A 24,203-nucleotide genomic window follows, 5' to 3' on the forward strand; every position below is an offset into this window, starting at 1 on the left:
AACCGCCCATGCTATAGCTTGTTAAGCACCCTTTCGGGTCATGCATGGGCGGTTCTGACAGTCGCTTTTAGTCCAGATGGTCAAATTTTGGCGACGGGTAGTGATGATAACACGATTAAATTGTGGGAGGTAAACACTGGTCAGCTAATTAGCACACTTGTAGGCCATTCTTGGTCTGTGGTGGCTGTGGCTTTTACTGCCGATGGTGAAACGCTCCTAAGTGCAAGTTGCGACAAAACAGTTAAACTTTGGAGGGTAAGCACAGCAGAAGAGATTGTTACTCTCTCTGGTCATGTAGACACAGTATCTGCTGTTGCTGTGAGCAAAGTTACACAATTAATTGCAAGCGGCAGCCGGGACAAGACTATCAAACTGTGGCAGCTTGTAGAATAGGACAATAGCTAATTTGTAATATCAAGCGCTACCTGTAAAGGCAACTTCAGGAAATTTCAACTGAGCTTCTGCCATTGGACGGTTTCTGCCTTCCTCTTGCCAGTAGTTAATCACTTCTGTTGCTTTGTTAAGCAACTCGACACGATCCAGGTCAGTAATCCAATGTTTGGACTCTAATTCCTTCTTTAACTCTTCCCAGGCATCATTTCTGGGCCAAAAAAAGTACTTAGTCAAGGGACTGGTGCCTTTGCCTACAACTTGATCCACTGCGAGAGCAACGTTCTCGTCTAACCACAGAATTTTCAAAATAAACTTGGTCAATCACACCTCCGGGAATTTCCGGGCATTATTTAACAAGGATAGCGATCGCTTATTTTAACGCAATACCCTATCAAATGACCAAACAGTAATTGGATTGGGCTAGCATAAGGTGTAGTCGGCGCTAAAAGAGATGCTTATGACTGCTCAACTGCCCCAATCTCAAATAACATCTGGTTCAGATTTGTATGAGCAAGACTTTTACTTGTGGATTCAAACCACAGCAGAACTGCTCAAGCAAGGTCGGCTCACAGAACTGGATTTAGAGAATTTGATTGATGAAATTGAAACAATGGGCAGGAGTGAAAAGAAAGCACTAAGAAGCAATTTGGAAGTGGTGCTGATGCATCTATTGAAGTATAAATATCAAGCCGAGAAGCGCTCTGGTAGTTGGCGAGCAACAATTCGGGAGCATCGCAAACGCCTCAGACAAGCTTTAGAAGAAAGTCCTAGCCTCAAACCATATTTTGATGAGGTTTTTGGGCTGTGTTATGACGATGCTAGACTCTTGGCTGCTGATGAAACTGAATTGCATTTGGCTACCTTCCCCGAACAATCTCCCTTCACGCCAGAGCAAGCCCTCGATCCTGATTTTTTACCTTAGCCATAATCACACCTTGATTGAGAAGATTTTGCTGTTAATTTTGAATTCGGAGCGAAGCGACGTGACTGCCCAACTGCCCCAATCTCAAACAACATCTGGTTCAGATTTGTACGAGCAAGACTTTTACCTGTGGATTCAAACCACGGCAGAACTGCTCAAGCAAAAGAATTTCACACAACTGGACTTAGACAACCTGATTGAAGAAATTGAAACGATGGGCAGAAGTGAAAAGCGGGCATTGGAGAGCAATCTGGAAGTCTTGCTGATGCATCTGCTCAAATATCAAATTCAAACTGAAAGGCGCTCAAAAAGTTGGCAGTACACAATTTTGGAACACCGCAGACGAGTCCAAAAAGCACTTCAGGAAAGTCCAAGTTTGAAACCTTACTTTGATCAGGTTTTTGACGAAAGCTATCAAACCGCTAGACGACTGGCTGTAATTGAAACTGGATTAGCGATCGCTATCTTCCCAGAAAAATCTCCCTTCACGCCAGAGCAAGCCCTCGACCCCGATTTTTTACCTGAGTCATGATCTCACGTTTTATGATGATGTAAAACTCTTTTGCTTCCTACCCCATGACTCAACCCACTTCTGTAAAAGCGATCGCTATTTTCGATATTGATGGCGTTGTGCGCGATGTTAGCGGTTCTTATCGCCGGGCGATCGCAGATACCGTAGAATATTTTACTACCCAAGCATATCGTCCAACCCCACTAGATATTGACCAGTTGAAGTCTGAAGGCGTGTGGAATAACGATTGGGAAGCATCGCAGGAATTAATTTTCCGCTACTTTGAAACCCAAGGACAGACGCGCGAACAACTGCAATTAGATTACAGTGCGATCGTTGCTTTTTTTCAATCGCGTTACCGCGGCCCAGACTCAAATAATTTTACTGGGTATATCTGTAATGAACCCTTATTATTACAACCTAGCTATTTAGAACAACTTACCCAAGCCGGCATTGCTTGGGGATTTTTTAGTGGTGCAACTCGTGCTTCCGCTAACTATGTCTTAGAAAAACGCCTGGGCTTGGAATCTCCAGTGTTGATTGCAATGGAAGATGCGCCAGGGAAACCTGACCCTACGGGACTTTTCGCTACAGTTCGTGAGTTAGATAATGGAATTGAGCAAAAATTAGCGATCGTGTATGTGGGAGATACGGTAGCAGATATGTATACCGTCGAGAAAGCGCGGAGTTTAGATTCTGCTCACACTTGGATTGGAGTGGGGGTTTTACCACCCCATGTGCAGGAAACAACAGCGCGTAGTGATGCTTACAGTGAGACACTAATAGCAGCAGGAGCAGCAGTAGTTTTGCGTAATGTGGAAGAATTGACTCCGAGGCAGATTCAAGAATTGGTGAGCTCATCTGCTCAAACTGTGTTCTAAGATTAATCAAGCTGCGGGTGCATGAATGACTGGCTGATAACAATCTTGCTCCAATCATTGGGAAATTAATAAAAATGTCTGCACTTAAACTGCCTAACGGCCCTCAAACTCACCCTTGGGTACAGATGTATCAATGGCTTACTAATCCCTTAGAATACATCGAAGACTGTGCTAAACGTTATGGTGATGTCTTCACCCTTCAGCTAGGAAAAAATGTTGCTCCTCAAGTTTTTATTAGCAATCCCCAGGCGATTGGGCAAATTTTTACTACAGATCCAAAACAGTTAGACTCTGGTGAGTCAGCAGGGATTCAAGCGCCTTTATTAGGACGCCAATCACTACTGGCGCTGGAAGGAAAGCCTCATCAGCGACAACGAAAGCTATTGACACCACCCTTACATGGGGAACGAATGCTAGCTTATGGTGAATTAATCTGCGGTATCACTGAGCAAGTAACTAATCAGTGGCGGGTTGGAGAAAACTTTGCAGTTCTGTCATCAATGCAAGCAATCTCTTTCCAAGTAATTTTGAAGGCTGTATTTGGTCTAGAAGATGGGCCACGTTACGAGAAACTCCATGAATTCCTGATTGCAATCCTGAATCCCAAAATCCCTATATTAAGAACAATTCTGCTTCTTTTCCCAGCAATGCGACAGGATTTAGGCGCGTGGAGCCCTTGGGGGAAATACTTGCGTTTACGGCAGCAAATCGATCAACTTATCTACGCCCAGATTCAAGAACGCAAAGCACAACCCGATCCATCTCGGACTGATATTCTATCTTTGATGATGGCTGCTCGTGATGAAGCCGGAGAGCCAATGACAGACTTGGAATTACGTGATGAACTGATGACTCTATTAGTCGCTGGTCATGAAACTACAGCAACTTCCTTATCATGGGCGCTTTACTGGATTCATCATCAGCCACAGGTGCGGGAAAAACTGCTACAAGAATTAGATAAATTAGGTGAACAACCAGATCCAAACGTTATTTTCCGATTGCCTTATTTGAATGCTGTCTGTTCTGAAACCCTACGACTTTACCCAGTAGCGGTATCGGGACTAAATCGATTGGTCAAATCACCGCTACAAATTGGGGAATACAACTTTGAGCCTGGTACTTTGCTGATTCCCTCTATTTATTTGACCCATCATCGAGAAGATTTATATCCACAGTCGAAGCAATTTAAGCCAGAGCGTTTTCTGGAACGGCAATTTTCTCCTTATGAGTATTTACCCTTTGGTGGCGGGAACCGTCGCTGTATTGGAATGGCATTTGCCTTGTTTGAGATGAAACTGGTGTTGGCAACAGTGCTGTCTCACTGGGAGATGGAACTGGCTGATAGCAAACCAGTGCAGCCAGTACGTAAGGGTTTGCTATTTAGCCCAGCAGGAGGTGTGCAAATGGTGGTGAAGGGGAGACACCAGCAAAATCAGGTAGTTCGAGAGACTAGTTTTGTTTAGAAAGTTTGAGAATGCGATCGCCAGGGAGGCATTTACCATGAAAGATGTTGCAAGTCTAGTAGATGAAATTATTACAGGAAAAGGTTATGTCCTGATTCCTGAAGTGTTAAATCCAACACAGGCACAAGAAGCGCGATCGCTTGTTTTACAACTAGCCGAAAAGGAGAAACTGCAAGGAAAAGTTTTGCTTGACGACCAAAGAGAACGAGTCTATGGCTTAGTCTACAAAGGGGAAATCTTCGAGTTGATGGTGCAGCATCCAATAGTGATCGCAGTCATTGAAGCCATTTTGGGTAGTGATGTGACTCTCGGTGGTTTCTCGGCTCATATCCTCAACTCTGGTGCAACAAATATGGGAGTACACGTAGACTATCCTTATTGGACTATGAAGCCGCCATTTCCAGCTTATCCTGTGATGGAGATTCAAGTAATTTGGATGGTTGAAGATTTCACGCAGGAGAATGGTGCCCCTGTTTTCGCTCCAGATAGTCAGAAGCTTTGCAGCCCACCTGACTTAGTGCAATTTTCAAAAACGGGTGAAAAAGTAACTGGCAAGGCTGGTTCTGTGGTGATTTCCCACGGTCTTTGTTGGCATGATACCTCTGTTAATTCTACTGACCAACCAAGAGTGTCAATCCTTGGTAACTATGCTCCTAAGTATGTTCGTCCCCTTGAAAACCCATTGCATGATATGCAGCAGGAAGTTTTAGATCGTGCCAGTCCAAAGCTTAAACAGCTACTTGGGTACGAATTTAAGTCAGCCCTTTATAAGGATGTCAAAAGAATCCGTGCCGGAAATTGGAACGACTAGTCAAAAAAAATGCTGAAAATATCTTAAAAGTTGTTTTAGACATTTCCTAAGAAACAACAGGCTTTCCTGTAGATACGGCCTGTTCCACAATATCAATGGCTCGACTCACGCCACCGGTTCGCTGAATCGCCTCTTGTAACCTAACTGCATTTTTTTTATAAGAATCTTCCGTCAACACCTTTTGTACAGCATTTCGCAATCTGGGAACAGTCAAGCGAGCCAGCGGCACCAATTCACCAGCACCAGCCCAAACTATACGTGCTGCTACTCCTGGCTGGTCATTAGCAATTGGTATTGCTACCATTGGTACCCCATTGTTTAGGGACTCTAAAGTAGTATTCATACCTGCGTGAGTAATGGTGAGAGACGCTTTTTTAAGCAATTCCAATTGGGGTGCATAACCAACAACCAGAGGATTTCCCGGCAAACTTCCCAGAGACTCTGGAGTTGCAGAACCACCTAACGAAATCACTAGTTGGGCATCCAAATCATTACAAGCTTCGGCAATAGATTTAAAAATTCCCAATAGGCGATTTTGTAAAGTCCCCATTGAGGCGTAAATAAATGGTTGTCCGGTCAATTTTTCATCAGGAAAATCAGGAAGCTCCCGACCAGTTGGACTATGATAAGGGCCTGTAAAATGGAAGCACTGAGGTAAATTTTCCCTTGGGAATTCCAATTGGGACGGCTGTTGACTAATCTGAGCTAGTTGGGAATAGCGATCGTTAGAGCTAAACTGTGGGGGCAATTTCCACTCTTGGCGATACTGATTGATCACCTCTGTAATGGGTTTTACGGTGCGAATCAGCAATGTATAGCCGGCTCGGTTACGTAATCGCGCCCACCAAGCTGGATTGTAGCCCCAGGTTTTAAAATAAGGTGGGACGCTCGGTTCTCGATTCAGTACCACAGCACTACAAACTGTAATAAAAGGAATGCCCAGAAATTCTGCAACAGAACCTCCCTCTGGTGAAACTTGATCTACTAAAAGTGCTTCCACACCTGCTTTTTTCACTGCTGTTGGTGCATCTCTGAGCATAACAGCCGCCTGATCTTTGAGGAAGTTGACGGTATATTGCAGTGCGGCGAGTCCACTCAGTTTACCTAACTGAGTTATCGATTCAGCGATCGCTCCATTCGGAAATTCAGACTCACCAACGCCCCGAAATTCTAAATCTGCCGCTAGTGTCTTGGATTTAGCATCAAGTATACCGAATAAGGTGACGCGATGACCCCGCTTTTGGAGTTCTTTACCCAAGGGAATCATAGTGTTGAGATGACCAGTTGTTGCTGGACAGATCAGCCCAAAATGAGTCATAAATGCTGTTTCTGTATATTTACAATGATGTATACCAGAAAACAGGTAGATAGGCAAAGAAAAGGAATTTTTGTTGAGTTAGAAAGAAGTACCTACTGGATTTTCAAGAACTTATCTAAAGCTGTAACTAGGCTGGGAGGCCAACGGCGGATATTTTTTACCCAGTCAATATCCTTATAGCGGCTATCAAGTCCATAAGCTGCTACCCAGTTGCTTTCGGCTTCACCTTGTTCTCCATTCACCCAATATGCAGCTGTGAGGGCGGCACGCACATCAGCAAATTTGGAGTATTTACGGGCAATATTTCGCATCTCACGGATTGCTTGCTCTTTTTGACCTGTTTCATAAAGAGCGAGAGCGTAGTTAGCACGGGCGAAGGCAAAATTTGGGGCTATCTCATTAGATTTTTTGTAGTCTGCGATCGCATCTGACCATTTTCCCAAACCTGCTGTGGCATTGCCGCGATTGTTATATGCCATCGCATCTTTAGGATCGAGTTCTAGAACACGATTATAATCTGCGATCGCATCGTCCCATTTTCCCATCCCTTCCAACGCCGCGCCCCGATTCAAATATGGATCGGTGACATTTGGCGCTAGTTCTATGGCTTTGTTATAATCTGCGATCGCCTCTTGTAACTTATTCTGGCTCACCCGCGAATTTCCCCGGTTACTCCACGCCCCGGCATTCGTGGGAAATTGCTCAATAATCTTTGTCCAGTAAGTTTCAGCCGTCGCAAAATCACCTTGATTCGTCGCTATAAACGCTTGATTTGCCCACTCATCACCTTGTTTTAACTGTTCTTGAGTAATGGGCGGCTGAGATTGTGCCATCACTGGTGTGCCCCAGCCAAACACAACTAACAGACTGAGAAAAATACCAATCAACTTAATCATCTAAGTTTACCTAATTTGTTCTATTGTCATTTGTCATTTGTCATTGAGTATGGGGCAGAGGAATGGAGTTCAAAGGCTCATTTACGAGTATCAATGCCCAATGCCCAATGCCTAATGCCCATAATTACAATAATGACAACTGTTCATTAGGCGGTGTGAATCCCAAATGCTTATATGCAGCCTTTGTCGCCATCCTCCCACGATGAGTTCTAGTTAAATACCCAATCTGCATGAGGTAAGGTTCGTATACCTCTTCAATTGTTTGGGTATCTTCACCCGTTGCTGCTGCCATTGTTTCTAACCCCACTGGCCCGCCGTTAAATTGTTCAATTATCACACTCAGCATCTGGCGGTCTGTCCAATCTAAACCGCAAGGATCTACTTGGAATAGTTGCAATGCCTCAGATGCAATGTTTTCATTAATCTCCCCAGATATTTTTACTTCCGCATAATCACGTACCCGCTTCAGTAGCCTATTAGCAATACGTGGTGTTCCGCGTGAACGACGGGCAATTTCTGTGGCACCATCTTCGGTAACGGGGGTTTTGAGTAATTGAGCGGTTCGCAGTACAATTTGAGTCAGTTCGTCAACTTCGTAAAATCGGAGTTTTTGAATTAAACCAAAGCGATCGCGCAGTGGCGAAGTTAAAGCACCCACACGAGTTGTAGCCCCTACTAGAGTAAACTTTGACAGTGGCAAACTTCTGATCCGAGCGCTGGAACCCTTACCAATTGTAATATCTAAGCGATAATCTTCCATTGCTGGATAGAGAATTTCCTCCGTCATCCGCGAGAGGCGATGAATTTCATCCACAAATAAGATATCCCCTGGCTTGAGGTTCACTAGTAGCCCAACAATATCTCGTGGACGTTCTAAGGCTGGCGCACTGGTAATTTTGTAATTTACCCCCATTTCCGATGCTAAAATCATTGCCATTGTGGTTTTGCCCAATCCCGGCGGCCCATACAGCAGCAAGTGATCCAGTACCTCACCACGAGACTTAGCTGCTTTAATGGCAATATCTAGCACATCCTTTAAATCTTTTTGCCCAATGTAATCAGCAAATCGGTGTGGTCGAATACCTTCTTCTTGCTGTTCTTGCTCATCAATAGCAGCTTCAGGCTTCAAAATATTTTCTGTGGATGGTGCTTTCGCCGACTCTCGACGCTGCTTTGGTTCTCCGTTGGGTTCTGGAGGCTGTTTTTTCGAGGAGATTATCGCCATAATTCAGCTATCTACTTTTAAGGGACAAGGGAGTGGGGGAGTAGGGGAGGCAGGGGAGGCAGGGGAGGCAGGGGAGGCAGGGGAGGCAGGGTGACAAATTAGACCCTTGTCCCCAATTCTCCTTGTCCCCTTGTCCTCTTCTCCATGCCCCATACTCAATACCCATGAAAATTTTCGGTTGAGAATACCCGCGCCAATTTAAAATTTAAATTCCGGTCAATTACCCAGAAATACAAAAGTTATTATGTTATCTAAAAGAATCTTACCGTGCTTAGATGTGAAGGCGGGACGAGTTGTAAAAGGAGTTAACTTTGTTAATCTCCAAGATGCAGGCGATCCGGTAGAGCTGGCAAAGGTTTACAACGAAGCCGGTGCTGATGAGTTAGTATTTCTGGATATTACAGCTACTCATGAAGACCGAGCTACAATTTTAGATGTGGTCTACCGCACTGCCGAACAGGTCTTTATTCCATTGACTGTGGGTGGTGGCATTCAATCCTTAGAAAATGTTAAAGCTTTGTTACGAGCCGGCGCAGATAAGGTTAGTATTAATTCTGCGGCGGTGCGCGATCCAGACTTGATTAATCGGGCCAGCGATCGCTTTGGTAATCAGTGCATAGTTGTTGCTATTGATGCCAGACGCAGAAATAACCCGGAAAATCCAGGTTGGGATGTGTATGTGCGGGGTGGCAGGGAAAACACAGGCTTAGATGCTCTACTTTGGGCACAAGAAGTTGAAAAACGGGGGGCCGGAGAACTGCTAGTTACAAGTATGGATGCTGATGGAACCCAAGCTGGATATGACATCGAGATTACACGGGCAATTGCCGATGCTGTAGAAATTCCAGTTATTGCTTCTGGTGGTGCAGGTAATTGTGAACATATCTACACTGCCTTAACTGAAGGCAAAGCTGAAGCCGCATTACTCGCATCACTGTTACATTACGGACAGTTAAGCGTAGCAGAAATTAAAAGTTACTTGCGCGATCGCAACGTGCCAGTCAGAACATTATCTTGATCCACCATTTACCATTTAATGACATCCATCTAAGGTTAGACACACTTCCTGAAAAGGGTGTTAATATTATTTTACAAGTATTAACAAATATTAAGAAATATGTTGCTTCCTATTTTACTTTTTGATGTAGCCTTGGTAGCGTGGTCGCTGCACTTAATGGAAAAAGCCTACGAGAGTAAAGAATTTTCTCTAATGTTGGCTGGTACATTGGTTGCTCTGGCTGCTGCTGCAATGTTAGTAGTTTACTTTTTGATGGGGCATTGTATGACCTATTTGTTGCAAGTATCCTAGAGAGTCCTGAGTGCAAGAGGAGATATTTAAAATTTAGTTTCCAGAAAGCTTGACAAAGTTAATAATAACTAAGTAATTATATATAGCTGATTTTAAGAAGATGTTTTAAAAGTACCAGAAAGTATCATTTTTGCCTTCTGGACTACGGTAAGTACAACGAAAAACTAGGGTTTTCGCCATATACTTAAATGCTTGGCTGTGCTAATCATGAGAGCAAAAAACCCTTTTAAAACATCCTCTAAGCTCGACATTATCCATTTTTAAGCAACGTCCAAGCTAGCGCTGAAAGCTTTGTGTGACAGTAGTTTTACTTTTTCGATTTCACCGAGAATTAGTGGTATTGAAAAAGTTTTTGCCAAAAAGCTAGGGTTTTGCCATGTCAAGAGAAGCAAGTTCTTAGTTTTGGATAAAGTCGAGATCAGCGGTCATAGCGCAGTTGGTAGCGCACCTGTACATTCACAAATTAGATGTCGCAATCGATTTCGGCGTTTGAGTAAGGATTATGAGTTGTACACAAAGCTAAGTGAAGCAATGATTTATGGCTCATTGATTCGTCTGATGGTAAAGCGAATGGCACCTTAAGCTTTTCTTGACGAATCAGCTAGCTCTAAGCATAAATATGGCTAACCAAAGCTTATTGATGCATCACTTTTTGAGTTTTACTTTGTGGAGTAATTCATCTTTAATCCGGTTAAGAATTGAACTCTCATCCAAGTTTGCCAAAATCCGATTAATTACTGCTTTCGGACCATCGGGCCCCCAAGTTGCACCATTGGCTAAATAAACTTTGGTAACTTGTCCAATACCATAAGAAGAAACACCAGCTACTCCTCCTTGGGTAATTGCTACCGATATATAAGGGCCTAGCGCAATGCCACCCGTAGCTGTTGCAGAGATCCCAAGTAAAGTTTTTAATCCACTCAAGCCTAAATTTGCTAACAATTCACTAGCACCGATACCGCCCATACTCAAGGCGATTTTTTGTAGCAGTTGTACAGCCCCAGCTTCGGTCATGGAGAAGCCATAGAGTTTAGATAAACCCAAAATCAGAGCAATATCAATTACTACACTACTCAGAATATCTACCACAGTTACAGGATTGAGTGCGATCGCTAATGCTTTAGTCATCACAGCTTTCCAAATCAACTGATTGGCATTCTGTTCCCGAATCATCAGTTTTCGTTCTATCAACTGCTCATTTACGATATCGGCATAAAGCATGGTATTGAGGGCAACCAAGGCTTTACCCTCACGATGCAAAATTTCCAATATTTTCAACTTCAGTTCCTCGACTTGGGCATTCCCTGTACGTAACTGTATGCCCCTCGTACCATCAGGGCGACGAATCGCTGTCTTCACCAATGGCGATGCCGCAGCCATGACAATTTCTAGAGGTGTGAGTAATTCCCGTACCCTTTCATCCCGGATTTTGTGATAAATTGCCATCCGGTCTGCTTCGGGATACTGATCTACTTTGTTAAACACCAGAATGATCGGTTTACCTGCTTCCCGCAACTGAGAAAGGGCAGCGTATTCTAGCTTTGTCATATCGCCAGATATCACAAATAGAATCAAATCTGCAAGTTTTGCAATCTGTTCAGCTAAGGCGGCGCGGGTTGCACCATCTACTTCATCTAACCCAGGAGTATCAATTAATTCCACCTGCGATTGACCTACACCAGGGAGAGTGACACGCAAAGCCCGTTCAGTTTCCCCAATCATCTCCTCGCTAATACTCCAATTAACTGTTTGGGCAGTACGGGTGACACCGTGTAGCGGCCCAGTTTCAAATACCGTTTGCCCAACCAAAGAATTGAGTAGAGAAGACTTACCACGTCCCACCATGCCAAAAGTCGCAATTTGCACTACCATGCGGTCTAATTTTCCCAGCATGGTTTCCAACTCAGCAATTTCCGTCTCTAACCCGGTTTTTTCCTGGGGAGTAAGGTCGAGATTGGCTACCAAGTTTCGCAACGCTGTTTGTGCTTGTTTATAGTTCAGTTCCGTCTGAATGTCTTCAAAACTGAAAATAGCACTATCCAGTTCTTCCTCCCAGCTGAGAGAATTTGCGTCAGTGTTCGCGGAATCGCTTTGATGAGGTTCAGGCACGGGCAATGTCGAAGTCATATCAATTTGAGATTTGAAATTTGGGATTTTTAAATTAGCCCTGTCTCTTATCCTAGTTATTTTTGAGAGGGGAGTGGGGAATAAGGAATGCCCAATGCCCAACTCGTAGACTAATGGCTAACAAAAAGTCATAAACTGAAAAATGCATCTAAATATAACGCGTTAGGATCTTGACTAAATTACCTGTGCGGAAAATCGTTATTGCCGGCAACTGGAAAATGTTCAAAACCCAGGCAGAAACCCAGGAGTTTTTACAAGGATTTCTGCCCCACTTAGAGGAAACCCCCGAAGGGCGAGAAGTGATATTGTGTCCTCCTTTCACTGATTTAAGTGTTTTGTCCAAGACCTTGCACGGTAGCCTCATCCAACTGGGGGCACAAAATATCCATTGGGAAGAATATGGAGCCTATACGGGTGAGATTTCTGGCCCGATGCTGACGGAAAGCGGTGTGCGCTTTGTGATTGTCGGTCATAGCGAACGACGGCAATACTTTGGGGAAACGGACGCCACCGTTAATCTGCGCCTCCGAACTGCTCAAAGGTTTGGTTTGACTCCAATTCTTTGTGTTGGCGAAAGTAAACAACAACGAGATGCGGGAGAAACTGAATCTCTGATTGCTCTGCAAATCGACAAAGGCTTGGTAGATATCAATCAGGATAATTTGGTGATTGCCTATGAACCGATTTGGGCCATTGGCACTGGTGACACTTGTGAAGTAGAGGAAGCTAATCGAATAATTGGCTTAATTCGTAGCAAGTTGACTAATCCAAATGTATCAATTCAATACGGCGGTTCAGTGAAGCCAAATAATATTGATGAGATCATGGCTCAACCAGAAATTGATGGTGTCCTCGTAGGAGGTGCAAGTCTGGAACCTGAGAGTTTCGCTCGGATTGTGAATTTTAAGTCAGTGTGATGTGCTTTTTTCTCGTTCCCATGCAGAGCATGGGAATGCCTAATGTAGATTTATGCCAAGGAACTTGATAATTCGAGGACGCTGTTTCGATTGGGGACAGCGGACTTATTTGATGGGCATTTTAAATGTAACGCCCGATAGCTTTAGTGATGGGGGTGAGTTTAACACTTCCTCTGCCGCTTTAGTACAGGCGCAAGCACTGGTGGCTGCTGGTGCTGACATAATTGATGTGGGCGGTCAATCAACTCGACCAGGGGCAAAGCAAATAACTCTGGTGGAGGAACTTGACCGGGTACTATCGGTATTACAGGTGCTAAGACCAGAGATTTCAGTCCCGATTTCTGTAGATACAACCCGTGCTGCTGTCGCCAAGGCATCTGTAGAAGCTGGAGCCGATATTATTAATGATATTTCTGGCGGCACTTTTGACTCAGAAATGTTGGCAACAGTGGCAGAGTTAGGTGTGCCGATGATTTTAATGCACATCCGAGGAACACCACAAACAATGCTACAACAGACTGATTATCAAGATTTGCTCGGTGAGATTTATAGTTTTTTGGCTCGGCAAATTGAGGCAGCAACTGCTGCGGGCATTGACTTGGATAAAATTATTATCGATCCTGGTATTGGTTTTGCTAAAAACTATGAGCAAAATTTAGAAATTTTTCGCGGTTTGCGATCGCTAACAACACTCAACTGCCCTATCTTGGTAGGAGCATCTCGTAAAAGTTTCATTGGTCGGATTTTAAATCAACCAGATCCCAAAGCACGAGTTTGGGGAACGGCAGCAGCTTGTTGTGCTGCTATTTTTAATGGCGCTGATATCCTCCGAGTTCACGATGTTGAAGAAATGCGCGATGTTTCATTAGTAGCTGATGCCCTACTGAGACAAGCCGCACAGCCTAAATCTTAAGTATTACCGTTCTTCGGTTTTTTTGCCGTTACCTTCTGTAACTATCGACTCGGCTATCAACTCCTGAAACATTTCACTTGAGTTGGCTGGGTCTACAAAGACAATTTTGGCATTATTGCTCTCACCAAGTTTTTGGCTAGCATCTACGTAATCTTGAGCCACAAGATACCGCAAAATATCCCTACTGTCGGGATTGGAACGTAGAGCTTGAGAAATGATTTGCACTGAAGCCATAGTTCCTTCTGCTTTCTTAATCGCAGCTTCTTTTTCCCCTTCTGCTTCGGTAATCAGTGCCCGTTTTTTGATGACGGCGGCTTGTTCTTCTTCCCTAGACTTTCGGACACTCTCAGGTAGAGTAATTCTCTGAATATCTAATCGGAGAATCTCAACTCCCCAATCTGCCGTTACATGATTCAACTGATCTAAGATAGCTGAGTCCATCTCTGCTCTAGAGACATTGGTCTGCTCTAGGGTATTTTGGGCAATGATTTCTCGGAGCGTAGTTGTGGTTATCTGTGTTAATGCCCCTTGCAGATCCTCAATCGCGTAAAAGCTTCTCTCGATATCTCGAATCCGCCAGTATACAATAGCATCCACTTCTACGTAAATATTATCTTGGGTGATTACATTCTGAGGTTTGATGTCTGTAAACTGCTCTCGTGTAGTATCTTCCATGACAATCTGATCTACCAAAGGAACAATAAAGTTCAGCCCCGGCTTAAGTTTCCGATGATACCGCCCTAAGCGTTCGACTAAGGCTTCATTTCCTTGATTAATCAGTTTTGCAGAACCTAATGCATAACCTATAAGGGCTAAAACTATAGCAATAATTGGCTCCATGTATGCTCCTATTCAGCTTTGGGGAGAATTTAGTGTCAAAGATATGGTACTAGCTTGTCATATCTTTGAGTTTAATGTTTTAAGTCTGTAATTTTATCAACACCAGTAGCGATGTCGAGTCGCTACAAGTTTTGTACATATTCTCTAAGTAAGACTGTTTTGCAGAATGCGTAGAAGCTCTGCTTCTTGTCGTCAGACATCGCTATTAAAGCACCTTGATAAAAGGCTGGCAAGGACTACTTGATGTAATCAACATTACTCGTACTGGCATTTTCAGACAGCCTAGACTTGCTTTAAGTATATTTACGTAAATTAAGTGGAATTAAGGTAAAATTTGGCAAGATTTTAAAAACCCCACTATAATCGGATAAAAATTGGCTTGGGCCATTAAAAATATCAGAATATTATGGGCAGGTTGTTAATCAAACTTATAGGTCTAATTCTACTTTTCACCGGATTATACTTTTTTGGTCAAAACATCATATTTGTTAGCGGTTACTATTCATATTTTTATCGGAGCTTACCTGCTACAGCTTCAGTTTTAGCAACGATGACAGGTATATTTGCATTAGTATTTTTTCAGAGAGAAACTGGTAACTTGGGATGGATTTTTCTAGGCATTGGCATAGTACTAGTTTTCTTAAGCGGTGGAGTTATTTTAAAGCCTACTAGCTTATGGAATTTCATAATTGCTTTTACAGCATTAGCAACTGGATATAAATTACTAAATGAGGGCAGAATCAACTTTTAAAATCTGTTTTCATCATATATCTTAGTAACTAAGATTACATTATTACCCTATTCAGAGTATAGTCAGAAAAATTTAACATTATAATTTGCCTATCTTCTTTATTGGTTATGAGAGTGCATTTGCGCACTTAGATTAACTTTTGGTTAAGTACTGATTTCAAGAGGCAGAAGCACACATAACCCGCCTCAACCGGACGAATAGCCTCTTAATCATGACTTTAGCTCAGAGGGGTTTTACTAAGGTTGAGGGTAATATTAGAATGGAAACTATTGATGATGAGGTAAAGGGAAGAATGACCCAGGTGGCTCTAGGAGAGAACGAAGGAATAGACTCAGCTTTGCGTCGGTTTAAACGTCAGGTTTCCAAAGCTGGGATATTAGCTGATGTGAAATATCATCGGCACTTTGAAACACCAATAGAAAAACGCAAACGTAAGGCAGTAGCAGCTAGACGCACAAGACGTTTTAAATAAACCAATTTGGTGTGATACCGGCGTTGCTTGAGGTTATGACCTAAAACAGGCAATAGCGCGTAGGCGTAGCCCGTCGTAGACATCGCCATTATTCATAGAAACATTAAGCAAAGTCTGCCGCACTGCTAATTAGGGTGTAAATGAGTTACTTTTCCTATACTTAGAGCGCGTTAGAGGCTTTATCTTGGTTAGATGGAGCAAGTTAAAATCGCTGCCCATCAACCAAAATAAGCGCCTTTAAACATCGGTTAGCTTTCTTTAATCAGCTGATAAGATACTATTCATCTAGCCCTAAGACTCAGAATTATTAATAGTGCGGCTATTACAAACATTCATTGCCTTTTCTACTCCCTGCTTGAGACTTAGTTCAATACACTCAACTACGAACTGAAGTACAAGAGACATCTGCTTATTTTCGGCAGCGGAAAATCGCCCCAGCACATGAGAGATAGCACCGGAATCATCGTTATTAGCTGCATCTTTGGGTTTACCAATACCGATTCGCAAACGGGGAAAGTTTTGGGTACTAAGATGTGCGATCGCACTTTTCATACCGTTATGTCCCCCAGCCGAACCAGATAAACGCAAACGAGTTTTTCCCAAGGGCAAATCCATATCGTCATAAATTACCAACACTGACTCAGGCGGCAATTTATACCAACTTGTCACCGCTTGTATTGCTTGTCCTGAGCGATTCATATAAGTTAACGGCTTTAGCAAGCGAATCTTATCTCCACCAGGGGCCATACCCTCGCCATACTCACCCTGAAACTTTCGGTTTTCTGTTAAGGAAATGCGCCAAGAACGGGAGAGAGCTTCTAAAGCCGCAAAGCCGATATTATGGCGTGTTTGGTCGTACTTAGCTTCTGGATTCCCTAATCCGACGATTAGTTGGGGAATTACCAAAGCTGGTTGCGTAACAGCTTCTGTCATTTTGCCTACAGTCAATTGATATGCAGCACTCTTCTGTATAGTCTGTCTGATTAATTTTGATAAGTTCGTAGTAAGCACTTCAGTGCTTAAAATCCAGGACTAAAGTCCTTACTACGAACTTGACAGGCTAGCTAGGTTGGGAAGAACTAGCGGTATCCTGCTCAGATTTCGCTGGGTGGATTTGCTTAGGTTCCAATTCAGCAGTAGTCTGTACAACTTCTTCTAGCTGTTCTGCTTCTTTTTGAAACTCGTTTTGAAACTCCTTGGAAGCTTCTTGGAAACTACGAATTGTTTTGCCCACACTCCGACCGATTTCTGGTAGCTTCTTTGGGCCAAAGATTAACAGCGCTACTACCATAATTACAGCCATTTCCGGCAGACCGATACCAAATATATTCATTTTTTGTCTCCTGTAAACTATAGAACCACTACAGAAACTCACATATATAGTTAGTCTAGTAGGAAATCGCAACTCACAAAAAAACCCGGAAGAACCGGGTATAACTTAACTTGTTATCCAAACTCGCTTGTTGTGTATGCGTTAGCGTCCTAAACTGCGCCAATCGACAAATACATCCTGAACCAACAGTGATTTATTGTAAAGTTGCAGAATAATCAGCAGAAACACGAAAAATAGCGCCATAAAAACAGCCATCACAGGGGTAGTACCCCAACCTGGAGCCACTTTCCCATATTCAGAGTTAAGTGGTTTCAGGATATCTCCCAACCTAGTCCTTTGTGCCATAGTTCACCTAAGATTACTTGCCAAAGCTTTTTTTAATCTTCTGTAATATTCTATAAGAATAGCACTCATCATCTATCTCTCAATTATGGAACCCGCAATAGTTCTTAGCATTTCTATGGCTGCCGTGGTGGTTGCCATCACTGGAATTTCGATTTATACCTCCTTTGGCCCTCCTAGCAAGGAATTGAACGATCCGTTTGATGACCACGAAGATTAAAAGAGCTATATCATGTCCGCATAAATTGTTAGTGCGATGTCTACGATGGTCACTGAGCGTAGTCGTTCGCGCAGCGTCTCGTAGAGAAGTGCGGGCTACGCCTACGCAGACAAGCATTGCTGTTGCTCGTCGGGGTTTCCTCTATGAGTGACTGGTTTGTGGGGTGCATTGGTGTCAACTTAAGCCGAAAAGCCGAAAACTATATCGGACAGGCGTTTTGCAAATCCCTCACGCCCTCATCCCCTAACCCCTTCTCCCAAGGGGGAAGGGGAATTGAATGTCTAGCTCCCCTCTCACGGATGGGAGAGGGCTGGGGGGTGAGGGCAAAACGTTATCACCAAGAGGGTTTCACGTTAAATTAACACCTATGTATGGGGTGAAATGACTATGGCAATCATAATTAATTACCCAGACATGATATTTGAAGTGCGTTACGGCTCAAGCCGTAACGCACACTACTTTGGATGTTTTTTAATTGGAAGTCTCTAATGGGTTGCCACTACCTCTCCTTCCAGGCGAACGAGTCGGTCTGCCAAAAGTTTCTCAAGGTCTTCTAGTGCCTTGGTGAAACCTTTAATACCTTCGTCTAGTTTGTCAGTTGCCATACGGTCAGCGGCGTGCATCTTGTCATAACTAGCTTTATCAATGGATATCTTTTCGATTTCCAAGTTTGCTACCTTCGCAGGGTCAAGTTTGCGTGGTAGTTCGCCAACGGTTGCTTGCAATTCAGCCAAAAGTGATGGCGAAATAGTCAGCAAGTCACTACCTGCAAGTTCAGTAATTTCACCAAGGTTACGGAAACTAGCTCCCATAACTTCGGTTTTGTAGCCAAATTTCTTGTAATAGTTGTAGATTTGGGTGACAGACAAAACACCTGGATCTTCCGGTGCTGGGTAGCTATCGCGTCCGGTATCTTTTTTGTACCAGTCAAGAATCCGGCCAACGAAGGGAGAAATTAGGGTAACGCCAGCTTCTGCACAGGCGATCGCTTGGTGAAGACCAAATAACAAGGTCAGGTTACAGTGAATACCTTCTTTTTCAAGAATTTCCGCAGCGCGAATACCTTCCCAGGTGCTGGCAATTTTAATTAAAACGCGATCGCGGCCAACTCCAGCAGCTTTATACTGAGCAATTAATTCCCGTGCCTTAGTCAGAGTAGCTTCGGTATCATAGGACAAGCGAGCATCCACTTCTGTAGACACGCGACCGGGAATGATTTGCAAAATCTTTAATCCAAAGGCAACTGCCAAACGGTCAAAAGCTAGAGAAACTATCTGTGCTTGGTTGGCTCCGGCTCCGGCATCTTTTTTTGCCTGGAGTAAAGTATGATCAACAATTCCCTGATATCCTGACATTTGCGCCGCAGCAGTAATCAGAGAAGGATTGGTGGTGGCATCTTGGGGTTTGAACTTTTCAATTGCCTGGATATCCCCCGTATCCGCGACCACAACAGTCATTTTCCGCAATTGTTCTAGTAAATTCTTAGACATAAAATACTCCGTGATGTTTGTTTAGGATTTACTTATTCCCCACCAAATTAGTTCTGAGTGCTGAGTGCTGTTAGCGGATAGCTAAGGTTTAGCCCGTGCTGAGTGAGAAGTTAAGAGTTATTTATTTCCTTGTCTCCCCAATCACCAGTCCCCAATCACCAGTCCCCAGTCTCCAGTTCCTTCAATTCTGATTCTGGCAATTTTTCTTAATGATTGCCCAATTTTGCTTACTATCTTGAGCCACAGCCTTATTCTAAGTGGCTTATGCCGAAATTGGCTGTCCAATGGAATGCACTTTGATTAAGCTAGTTGTGCCTGATTTACCAATTGGAACTCCAGAGGTAATAACTACTTTATCGCCCTTGTTTGCTAGACCCATGTCTACAACTGTGTTCACTACATTGGTAAACATCTCTTCGGCATTGTGGACTGGTGGAATCAGCAAAGCTTCCACACCCCAAGAAAGTGCTAGCTGGCGATAAGCGGTGATGTCGGAGGTGAGGGCAATAATGGGAGAAGTCGGCCGATATTTAGACACCATCCTCGCCGTACTTCCTGATGAAGTGTTACAAAGAATTGCCCGTGAGCCAGTTTCATAAGCGATGCGACAGACGGATTCTGCCACAGATTCGGTAACGCTGAGACTGCCTGCTTCATGACACCAAGCGTGTTTGCTACCCTCATCTAAAGCTTGTTCTGTCCGCACGGCGATGTTGTGCATCATCTGGACGGCGGCGACGGGATATTGTCCGACAGCTGTTTCACCAGAAAGCATTACCGCGTCTGTTCCATCCAAGATAGAGTTAGCAACATCGGTTGCTTCGGCGCGGGTGGGATCGGGGGCGCTAATCATCGACTCTAGCATTTGGGTGGCTGTAATCACCGGCTTGCCAGCACGATTGCAACGGCGAATAATATCTTTTTGAATTAGGGGTACTTCATGAATTGGCACTTCCACCCCTAAATCGCCACGGGCAATCATAATCGCGTCGGCAACGTTCAGAATGGAGTCAAAGTTTTCTACTGCCTCCGATCTTTCGATTTTGGCAATTAAGCGGATCGAAGCACCAGCTGCTTCAATCATCCGTCTGGCGGGTTCTAAGTCTTGTGGCGATCGCACGAAGGATGCCGCTACCCAGTCTACACCCAACTGAATCCCAAAACGCAGATCCAACAAGTCTTTTTCGGTGATCGAACTTACAGGTAAAGGCGTTTGGGGCAGGTTTACTCCCTTGTGCGTAGAAATTAACCCGCCATTTTTCACTTGGGCCCGAATGCGATCGGCATCGCGATCGGTAACTATCAATTTGACGCGACCATCATTAATTAAAATCGGTTCGCCAGGTCGCACCATTGCAAATAAAGTCGGCAATGGTAGGGGTAGTTCGTCAATACTCTCACCCTTTTCTTGCAAAACAAAAGTAACTTCAGTACCAGCTTCTAAATTTAAACCTTCCGGTGGTAAAGTTCCCAAACGAATTTTGGGACCACACAGGTCTTGCATAATGGCGATCGGCTTTTGCAACTCAGTACTAATCTGCCTGAGATAGTGAGCCGTTTGGGCGTGGAATTCATAAGCTCCGTGGGAAAAATTCAGCCGTGCCACGTTCATTCCAGCTTTTACCAAGGCTTGCAGCTTTTCAGGTGCAGATGTAGCCGGGCCAACAGTACAAATGATTTTGGTTCGACGCATAGGGATTGGGGGTTGAGGAGTAACTTGCAAATTTGGATGCTTTGAGCGTAGGCGTAGCCCGTCGTAGACATCGCACAAAACATCCAAATTCACACGTGCTTCATATCACTGGTTTGCTAAATAAAAATACTAGATTCCGTTTTATTTTCGGAGTATTTACCATTTGACCCAAATCCCAAAAGTTCCTAGTCAAGAGTCAGCAGTCAAAAGCTAATGGCTAATGGCTAATGACTAATGACTAATGACTAATGACTAATCAAACCACAGCCGCTGTCGGGGCGAGTTTTTCCTTCTGTGACATAGACAACATCAGGTCAATGACGCGATTTGAGTAGCCCCACTCGTTGTCATACCAGGCTATTACCTTGAAGAAGTTGGAATTCAACTCAATCCCAGCACCTGCGTCGAAGATGCTGGAATGAGTATCGCCTTGAAAATCTGTGGAAACTACTTCTTCATCTGTATAGCCCAAGATACCCTTTAGTGAACCTGCGGCAGCCTCTTTCATGGCAGCACAGATTTCCTTATAACTGGTAGCTTTGGCTGTTTTGAAAGTTAAATCAACTACAGAGACATCGGGAGTTGGAACTCGTAATGCCATCCCAGTTAACCTGCCCTTCAATTCTGGTAAAACCAATGCTACGGCTTTAGCTGCGCCTGTGGAGGAGGGAATAATATTTTGGGATGCACCTCGACCACCCCGCCAGTCTTTTTTGCTGGGGCCGTCTACAGTTGGCTGAGTCGCAGTCATGGCATGGACTGTGGTCATTAAGCCTTCAGTCAACCCGAAATTATCATTAATGACCTTAGCTATGGGAGCTAGACAGTTTGTAGTGCAGCTAGCATTGGAAACAATGATATCCTTGGCGGGATCAAATAGGTGATGATTGACACCCATTAACAGGGTAGTAACTCTATCTGGATCTTTGGTGGGAGCGGAAATTACCACTCGCTTTGCACCTGCCTTCAGGTGGTTTGCAGCTCCTTCATAGTCAGTGAAGAGTCCAGTCGCTTCCACGACATAATCTGCACCTAATTTTCCCCAAGGTAACTCTGCTGGATTCCTCACCGACACACAAGGAATGAAATGTCCGTCAATGAGAATACCGTCTTCCTTGGCTTCAACCTTCTGTTTTAATTTACCGTGGGTTGAGTCGTACTTTAATAGGTAAGCGAGGTTATCTGGTGGTACTAGGTCGTTAATGCCCACAAACTCAATGTTGGGGTTATCGATGCCAGCACGAAGCACAAGTCGCCCGATTCGGCCGAAGCCATTGATACCAACTTTCAATTTAGTCAAGATTAAAGCTCCCGTTGTGGAAGTTGAACAAAAGGAGAAAGTTAAAAGTCAAAATAGATTGCCTTTTACTCTTTACTCTTTGATCCTGACAGTCTCAGTCGGCTAAGGCATATTTACTTGGCATATTTTAAGGATTGGGGCATGGGGCATTAATTATTCTCCTCTGCTCCTCTGCTCCCCTGCTCCCCCACTCCCCAATTCAAGTGGTTTGGACAAATCGCTTAATTTCACCACAGGCAATATAAGACTTGCCATCTGGTGCTGTTTTGACTTCATCAACGACGTAAAGCATTCCTTCTTCGCGAACCGATCGCGGAAAACGCATGTTCCAATCTGGTTCATATCCGTCGGAAACCACCCTAGCACGTAGTTTACTGCCATCTTTGACACACTGAACTAAAATGCTGTCTCCTACACTGTCAGTTGTAGGAAGATCGGCAGCACTGGCAGGGCCTTTGGAAGCTTTACCTGTGTTAGTTGGATACGCTTGTCTAGGAGCGACAAAGATATCTGTTTCACCGGGTTGAGCAAAACGGGTAATCTTACCACCTACCCGATAGAAAGTGCGTTCGCTTGAGAGTTCCAACCTTTCAACGACATAGCGTGCCCCCTCGGCACGAATGGCGCGGGGAAACTGGATGTTCTTGGTTGAATCGTAGCCTTCGGACATGACCTTGACCCGCAGTTTACCCCCTTCACGAACACAGTGCAATTCAACGCCTGAACCGACTTCATTCACAATGGGCATGGCGTACACTTCATCGCCAGCAGTGACACCACGACCCACCAAATCGCTGCGATTGCGCGTCATCGTCTGGTAAGTCTGATCCCGCATCTCTTTCCGTCCAGCATTACCTAGAGCTTTTTGAGCGATCCGACTGGCGAAATATTCAAGCTGATCGATTTCTTCAGCAATTTCAAAATTCTCGTTCAAGCCTTTATCCCGCAAATCTTTCACAAGCGATCGCAGGATTTGTTCAGCTTCCTGATGCTTGCCATGTTCAGCGAGATTAAGCCCAGTCTCTTTGGCCTTAGCGATCGTCAGGCGACTCAGTTCCAGAATGATATGGCTTGTAGCAGCAAAAGCTGCTTCCTCAACAGTGCCAACTTTGGCGACGACATCAACTGTACCTGACACGCTTTGAATGCGGTCATCTTGCACAACATCGGCGCTGTAATGCAGCTTCATCACAGGTAACTCACCAACTTGAGCGCTTAATATCCCCAGACTCAAACCGAGAAGTTTGTCCTCACCCTCATAAAGCTCTCCCAAGGTGATGACAGCTTGACCAGCGTTATTTTGGGTAACTTTAGCCAGACTTAAGGTATCAACTAGGCTGACACCATCAGCCAATTCAAGTGTCACCTTCAGGTTCTGTCCTACTACTGCTCTCAGACTGTCTAGCTCAATACTAAACACTTCAGTTGCTTCGTCGATGCTTTGAATGAAGTAGAAGTTGCCCGTAGCTGCCCTTGCCATCCCAATCAGCAGGTCTTCATTGAAACCCTGAGCAAAGCCTAACGTAGTTGTGATAATGCCTTCCTCAGCTTTTTGCCCTGCTGTCGCCGTCAGTATTTTGGGGTCTTGAATGCCCATATTGGCATGACCATCGGTAAGCAGGAGAACACGGTTTATTTTTTGCGGGTCGAGTCGCGTTTTCACGTGTTCGCATCCTTTGAGCCATCCCCCCGATAAGTTGGTAATACCGCCGGCTCTCACCTTGCGGATGGAATTTTTCAGTGTAGATTTGTTAGTCACAGCTTGGGGTGGCACAACACTATCCACTTCATCGTCGTAAACAACTACTGAGAGAATGTCATTTGGCTCAAGTCGATCTACCACAGACTCAGCCGCTTTGAGCGCGTGATGCAAGGGAGCGCCTGCCATAGAGCCGGAACGGTCAATTACAAGCGAAAGGTTAAGGTTACGTCGAGGAGATTTAGCTATGTCAGGACGAAAACGTAGCAGAATATTAGTCTTTAATGAAGATCCTGCGGCGAGAATAGACTGGTCAAATTCGTAACTTGTCTTAATCATTTTTTATATCCCTTAGAATTGTCTGTTATCAGCTACAA

The 24,203-nt window shown here is 44.2% G+C and carries 27 protein-coding genes and 1 pseudogene; 15 read left to right on the forward strand and 13 right to left on the reverse strand.

Annotation, left to right across the window (positions count from 1 at the left end; genetic code table 11):
* Positions 1–393: WD40 repeat domain-containing protein (locus CDG76_RS09845; protein WP_442946371.1), on the forward strand; the 393-nt coding region annotated here is incomplete at its 5' end.
* Positions 394–414: 21 nt separating this feature from the next.
* On the opposite strand, the gene CDG76_RS09850 is transcribed toward CDG76_RS09845, so the two are convergent.
* Entirely contained in the window at positions 415–714 is a 300-nt protein-coding gene (locus CDG76_RS09850) for a 30S ribosomal protein PSRP-3 (RefSeq protein WP_094333099.1), read from the reverse strand.
* A gap of 136 nt (positions 715–850) precedes the next feature.
* On the opposite strand from CDG76_RS09850, the gene CDG76_RS09855 reads away from it, so the two are divergent.
* The 5 genes from CDG76_RS09855 (at position 851) to CDG76_RS09875 (ending at position 4,981) form a co-directional block, all read left to right on the forward strand.
* Positions 851–1,315, forward strand: coding sequence for a DUF29 domain-containing protein (locus CDG76_RS09855; RefSeq protein ID WP_094348866.1), 465 nt, complete (start codon positions 851–853; stop codon positions 1,313–1,315).
* A 61-nt stretch (positions 1,316–1,376) separates the two neighbouring features.
* A complete protein-coding gene (locus CDG76_RS09860; protein WP_094348867.1) occupies positions 1,377–1,847 on the forward strand; it encodes a DUF29 domain-containing protein in 471 nt (156 codons plus the stop codon).
* A gap of 44 nt (positions 1,848–1,891) precedes the next feature.
* Positions 1,892–2,707: a TIGR01548 family HAD-type hydrolase gene (locus CDG76_RS09865; RefSeq protein ID WP_094348868.1), complete on the forward strand. Its 816-nt coding sequence runs from the start codon at positions 1,892–1,894 to the stop codon at positions 2,705–2,707.
* Between the two features lie 74 nt (positions 2,708–2,781).
* The gene (locus CDG76_RS09870) at positions 2,782–4,170 is read left to right on the forward strand and encodes a cytochrome P450 (RefSeq protein WP_094348869.1); all 1,389 of its coding nucleotides are present in this window, start codon (positions 2,782–2,784) and stop codon (positions 4,168–4,170) included.
* Positions 4,163–4,981, forward strand: a complete 819-nt coding sequence (locus CDG76_RS09875; RefSeq protein WP_223265195.1) for a phytanoyl-CoA dioxygenase family protein — start codon at positions 4,163–4,165, stop codon at positions 4,979–4,981. The genes CDG76_RS09870 and CDG76_RS09875 overlap by 8 nt, the downstream gene beginning before the upstream one ends.
* Before the next feature lie 46 nt (positions 4,982–5,027).
* On the opposite strand, the gene CDG76_RS09880 is transcribed toward CDG76_RS09875, so the two are convergent.
* The 3 genes from CDG76_RS09880 to ruvB all read right to left on the reverse strand — a co-directional run bounded on the left by CDG76_RS09880 (position 5,028) and on the right by ruvB (position 8,420).
* Complete coding sequence (locus CDG76_RS09880) at positions 5,028–6,299, reverse strand: glycosyltransferase (RefSeq protein ID WP_094348871.1); 1,272 nt, start codon at positions 6,297–6,299, stop codon at positions 5,028–5,030.
* A 92-nt stretch (positions 6,300–6,391) separates the two neighbouring features.
* Complete coding sequence (locus CDG76_RS09885) at positions 6,392–7,195, reverse strand: tetratricopeptide repeat protein (RefSeq protein ID WP_094348872.1); 804 nt, start codon at positions 7,193–7,195, stop codon at positions 6,392–6,394.
* Between the two features lie 124 nt (positions 7,196–7,319).
* The gene (gene ruvB, locus CDG76_RS09890) at positions 7,320–8,420 is read right to left on the reverse strand and encodes a Holliday junction branch migration DNA helicase RuvB (protein WP_094348873.1); all 1,101 of its coding nucleotides are present in this window, start codon (positions 8,418–8,420) and stop codon (positions 7,320–7,322) included.
* 244 nt (positions 8,421–8,664) lie between these two features.
* Between ruvB and hisF the strand changes: the two genes are divergently transcribed.
* The 3 genes and pseudogenes from hisF to CDG76_RS36030 form a co-directional block, all read left to right on the forward strand.
* On the forward strand, positions 8,665–9,438 hold the full coding sequence (hisF, locus tag CDG76_RS09895) for an imidazole glycerol phosphate synthase subunit HisF (RefSeq protein ID WP_094348874.1): 774 nt from the start codon (positions 8,665–8,667) through the stop codon (positions 9,436–9,438).
* 99 nt (positions 9,439–9,537) lie between these two features.
* Positions 9,538–9,729 carry a hypothetical protein gene (locus CDG76_RS09900; protein WP_094348875.1) on the forward strand — a complete coding sequence of 64 codons (192 nt, stop codon included), beginning with the start codon at positions 9,538–9,540 and terminating at the stop codon, positions 9,727–9,729.
* 474 nt (positions 9,730–10,203) lie between these two features.
* Positions 10,204–10,311: pseudogene (locus CDG76_RS36030) on the forward strand (IS5/IS1182 family transposase); the annotation flags it as partial.
* A gap of 63 nt (positions 10,312–10,374) precedes the next feature.
* Here CDG76_RS36030 and CDG76_RS09905 read toward each other — a convergent pair.
* Positions 10,375–11,856 carry a GTP-binding protein gene (locus tag CDG76_RS09905; RefSeq protein WP_094348876.1) on the reverse strand — a complete coding sequence of 494 codons (1,482 nt, stop codon included), beginning with the start codon at positions 11,854–11,856 and terminating at the stop codon, positions 10,375–10,377.
* A gap of 185 nt (positions 11,857–12,041) precedes the next feature.
* Here CDG76_RS09905 and tpiA point away from each other — a divergent pair, with 185 nt between their 5' ends.
* Both tpiA and folP read left to right on the forward strand, forming a co-directional pair.
* Positions 12,042–12,773, forward strand: coding sequence for a triose-phosphate isomerase (gene tpiA / locus CDG76_RS09910; RefSeq protein WP_094349385.1), 732 nt, complete (start codon positions 12,042–12,044; stop codon positions 12,771–12,773).
* Positions 12,774–12,825: 52 nt separating this feature from the next.
* On the forward strand, positions 12,826–13,686 hold the full coding sequence (folP, locus tag CDG76_RS09915; protein ID WP_094348877.1) for a dihydropteroate synthase: 861 nt from the start codon (positions 12,826–12,828) through the stop codon (positions 13,684–13,686).
* A gap of 3 nt (positions 13,687–13,689) precedes the next feature.
* Here folP and CDG76_RS09920 read toward each other — a convergent pair whose 3' ends face one another.
* Complete coding sequence (locus tag CDG76_RS09920) at positions 13,690–14,526, reverse strand: SPFH domain-containing protein (RefSeq protein ID WP_094348878.1); 837 nt, start codon at positions 14,524–14,526, stop codon at positions 13,690–13,692.
* A gap of 406 nt (positions 14,527–14,932) precedes the next feature.
* Here CDG76_RS09920 and CDG76_RS09925 point away from each other — a divergent pair, with 406 nt between their 5' ends.
* Positions 14,933–15,277, forward strand: a complete 345-nt coding sequence (locus CDG76_RS09925) for a hypothetical protein (protein ID WP_094348879.1) — start codon at positions 14,933–14,935, stop codon at positions 15,275–15,277.
* 292 nt (positions 15,278–15,569) lie between these two features.
* On the forward strand, positions 15,570–15,749 hold the full coding sequence (gene rpsU / locus CDG76_RS09930) for a 30S ribosomal protein S21 (protein ID WP_094349386.1): 180 nt from the start codon (positions 15,570–15,572) through the stop codon (positions 15,747–15,749).
* 291 nt (positions 15,750–16,040) lie between these two features.
* Here rpsU and pth read toward each other — a convergent pair whose 3' ends face one another.
* The 3 genes from pth to psbH form a co-directional block, all read right to left on the reverse strand.
* Entirely contained in the window at positions 16,041–16,682 is a 642-nt protein-coding gene (pth, locus tag CDG76_RS09935; RefSeq protein ID WP_094348880.1) for an aminoacyl-tRNA hydrolase, read from the reverse strand.
* Positions 16,683–16,809: 127 nt separating this feature from the next.
* On the reverse strand, positions 16,810–17,082 hold the full coding sequence (locus CDG76_RS09940; protein WP_094348881.1) for a TatA/E family twin arginine-targeting protein translocase: 273 nt from the start codon (positions 17,080–17,082) through the stop codon (positions 16,810–16,812).
* A gap of 141 nt (positions 17,083–17,223) precedes the next feature.
* Positions 17,224–17,427 (reverse strand): photosystem II reaction center phosphoprotein PsbH, encoded by a 204-nt coding sequence (gene psbH / locus CDG76_RS09945; RefSeq protein WP_094348882.1) that lies wholly within the window; start codon positions 17,425–17,427, stop codon positions 17,224–17,226.
* Positions 17,428–17,512: 85 nt separating this feature from the next.
* Here psbH and psbN point away from each other — a divergent pair, with 85 nt between their 5' ends.
* Entirely contained in the window at positions 17,513–17,644 is a 132-nt protein-coding gene (gene psbN / locus CDG76_RS09950) for a photosystem II reaction center protein PsbN (RefSeq protein ID WP_012410654.1), read from the forward strand.
* 143 nt (positions 17,645–17,787) lie between these two features.
* Positions 17,788–18,006, forward strand: coding sequence for a hypothetical protein (locus CDG76_RS36035; RefSeq protein ID WP_143854065.1), 219 nt, complete (start codon positions 17,788–17,790; stop codon positions 18,004–18,006).
* Positions 18,007–18,129: 123 nt separating this feature from the next.
* On the opposite strand, the gene CDG76_RS09955 is transcribed toward CDG76_RS36035, so the two are convergent.
* The 4 genes from CDG76_RS09955 to CDG76_RS09970 form a co-directional block, all read right to left on the reverse strand.
* Complete coding sequence (locus CDG76_RS09955) at positions 18,130–19,134, reverse strand: transaldolase (RefSeq protein WP_094348883.1); 1,005 nt, start codon at positions 19,132–19,134, stop codon at positions 18,130–18,132.
* Between the two features lie 262 nt (positions 19,135–19,396).
* Positions 19,397–20,827, reverse strand: coding sequence for a pyruvate kinase (pyk, locus tag CDG76_RS09960; RefSeq protein ID WP_094348884.1), 1,431 nt, complete (start codon positions 20,825–20,827; stop codon positions 19,397–19,399).
* Between the two features lie 256 nt (positions 20,828–21,083).
* The gene (gene gap, locus CDG76_RS09965) at positions 21,084–22,127 is read right to left on the reverse strand and encodes a type I glyceraldehyde-3-phosphate dehydrogenase (RefSeq protein WP_094348885.1); all 1,044 of its coding nucleotides are present in this window, start codon (positions 22,125–22,127) and stop codon (positions 21,084–21,086) included.
* 199 nt (positions 22,128–22,326) lie between these two features.
* Entirely contained in the window at positions 22,327–24,165 is a 1,839-nt protein-coding gene (locus CDG76_RS09970) for a vWA domain-containing protein (protein WP_094348886.1), read from the reverse strand.
* Between the last annotated feature and the right edge of the window lie 38 nt (positions 24,166–24,203).

It is taken from the genome of Nostoc sp. 'Peltigera membranacea cyanobiont' 210A, from assembly GCF_002246015.1.
In the GTDB taxonomy this organism is placed as follows: Bacteria; Cyanobacteriota; Cyanobacteriia; order Cyanobacteriales; family Nostocaceae; genus Nostoc.

What these genes read in the sequence shown, in the direction of transcription:
- CDG76_RS09855 (WP_094348866.1), top strand. Translation starts at nt 851, where the DNA reads ATGACTGCTCAACTGCCCCAATCTCAAATAACATCTGGTTCAGATTTG.
- CDG76_RS09865 (WP_094348868.1), top strand. Translation starts at nt 1,892, where the DNA reads ATGACTCAACCCACTTCTGTAAAAGCGATCGCTATTTTCGATATTGAT.
- CDG76_RS09870 (WP_094348869.1), top strand. Translation starts at nt 2,782, where the DNA reads ATGTCTGCACTTAAACTGCCTAACGGCCCTCAAACTCACCCTTGGGTA.
- CDG76_RS09880 (WP_094348871.1), bottom strand. Translation starts at nt 6,299, where the DNA reads ATGACTCATTTTGGGCTGATCTGTCCAGCAACAACTGGTCATCTCAAC.
- CDG76_RS09885 (WP_094348872.1), bottom strand. Translation starts at nt 7,195, where the DNA reads ATGATTAAGTTGATTGGTATTTTTCTCAGTCTGTTAGTTGTGTTTGGC.
- ruvB (WP_094348873.1), bottom strand. Translation starts at nt 8,420, where the DNA reads ATGGCGATAATCTCCTCGAAAAAACAGCCTCCAGAACCCAACGGAGAA.
- hisF (WP_094348874.1), top strand. Translation starts at nt 8,665, where the DNA reads ATGTTATCTAAAAGAATCTTACCGTGCTTAGATGTGAAGGCGGGACGA.
- CDG76_RS09900 (WP_094348875.1), top strand. Translation starts at nt 9,538, where the DNA reads ATGTTGCTTCCTATTTTACTTTTTGATGTAGCCTTGGTAGCGTGGTCG.
- CDG76_RS09905 (WP_094348876.1), bottom strand. Translation starts at nt 11,856, where the DNA reads ATGACTTCGACATTGCCCGTGCCTGAACCTCATCAAAGCGATTCCGCG.
- folP (WP_094348877.1), top strand. Translation starts at nt 12,826, where the DNA reads ATGCCAAGGAACTTGATAATTCGAGGACGCTGTTTCGATTGGGGACAG.
- CDG76_RS09920 (WP_094348878.1), bottom strand. Translation starts at nt 14,526, where the DNA reads ATGGAGCCAATTATTGCTATAGTTTTAGCCCTTATAGGTTATGCATTA.
- CDG76_RS09925 (WP_094348879.1), top strand. Translation starts at nt 14,933, where the DNA reads ATGGGCAGGTTGTTAATCAAACTTATAGGTCTAATTCTACTTTTCACC.
- rpsU (WP_094349386.1), top strand. Translation starts at nt 15,570, where the DNA reads ATGACCCAGGTGGCTCTAGGAGAGAACGAAGGAATAGACTCAGCTTTG.
- pth (WP_094348880.1), bottom strand. Translation starts at nt 16,682, where the DNA reads ATGACAGAAGCTGTTACGCAACCAGCTTTGGTAATTCCCCAACTAATC.
- CDG76_RS09940 (WP_094348881.1), bottom strand. Translation starts at nt 17,082, where the DNA reads ATGAATATATTTGGTATCGGTCTGCCGGAAATGGCTGTAATTATGGTA.
- psbH (WP_094348882.1), bottom strand. Translation starts at nt 17,427, where the DNA reads ATGGCACAAAGGACTAGGTTGGGAGATATCCTGAAACCACTTAACTCT.
- psbN (WP_012410654.1), top strand. Translation starts at nt 17,513, where the DNA reads ATGGAACCCGCAATAGTTCTTAGCATTTCTATGGCTGCCGTGGTGGTT.
- CDG76_RS36035 (WP_143854065.1), top strand. Translation starts at nt 17,788, where the DNA reads ATGAGTGACTGGTTTGTGGGGTGCATTGGTGTCAACTTAAGCCGAAAA.
- CDG76_RS09955 (WP_094348883.1), bottom strand. Translation starts at nt 19,134, where the DNA reads ATGTCTAAGAATTTACTAGAACAATTGCGGAAAATGACTGTTGTGGTC.
- pyk (WP_094348884.1), bottom strand. Translation starts at nt 20,827, where the DNA reads ATGCGTCGAACCAAAATCATTTGTACTGTTGGCCCGGCTACATCTGCA.
- CDG76_RS09970 (WP_094348886.1), bottom strand. Translation starts at nt 24,165, where the DNA reads ATGATTAAGACAAGTTACGAATTTGACCAGTCTATTCTCGCCGCAGGA.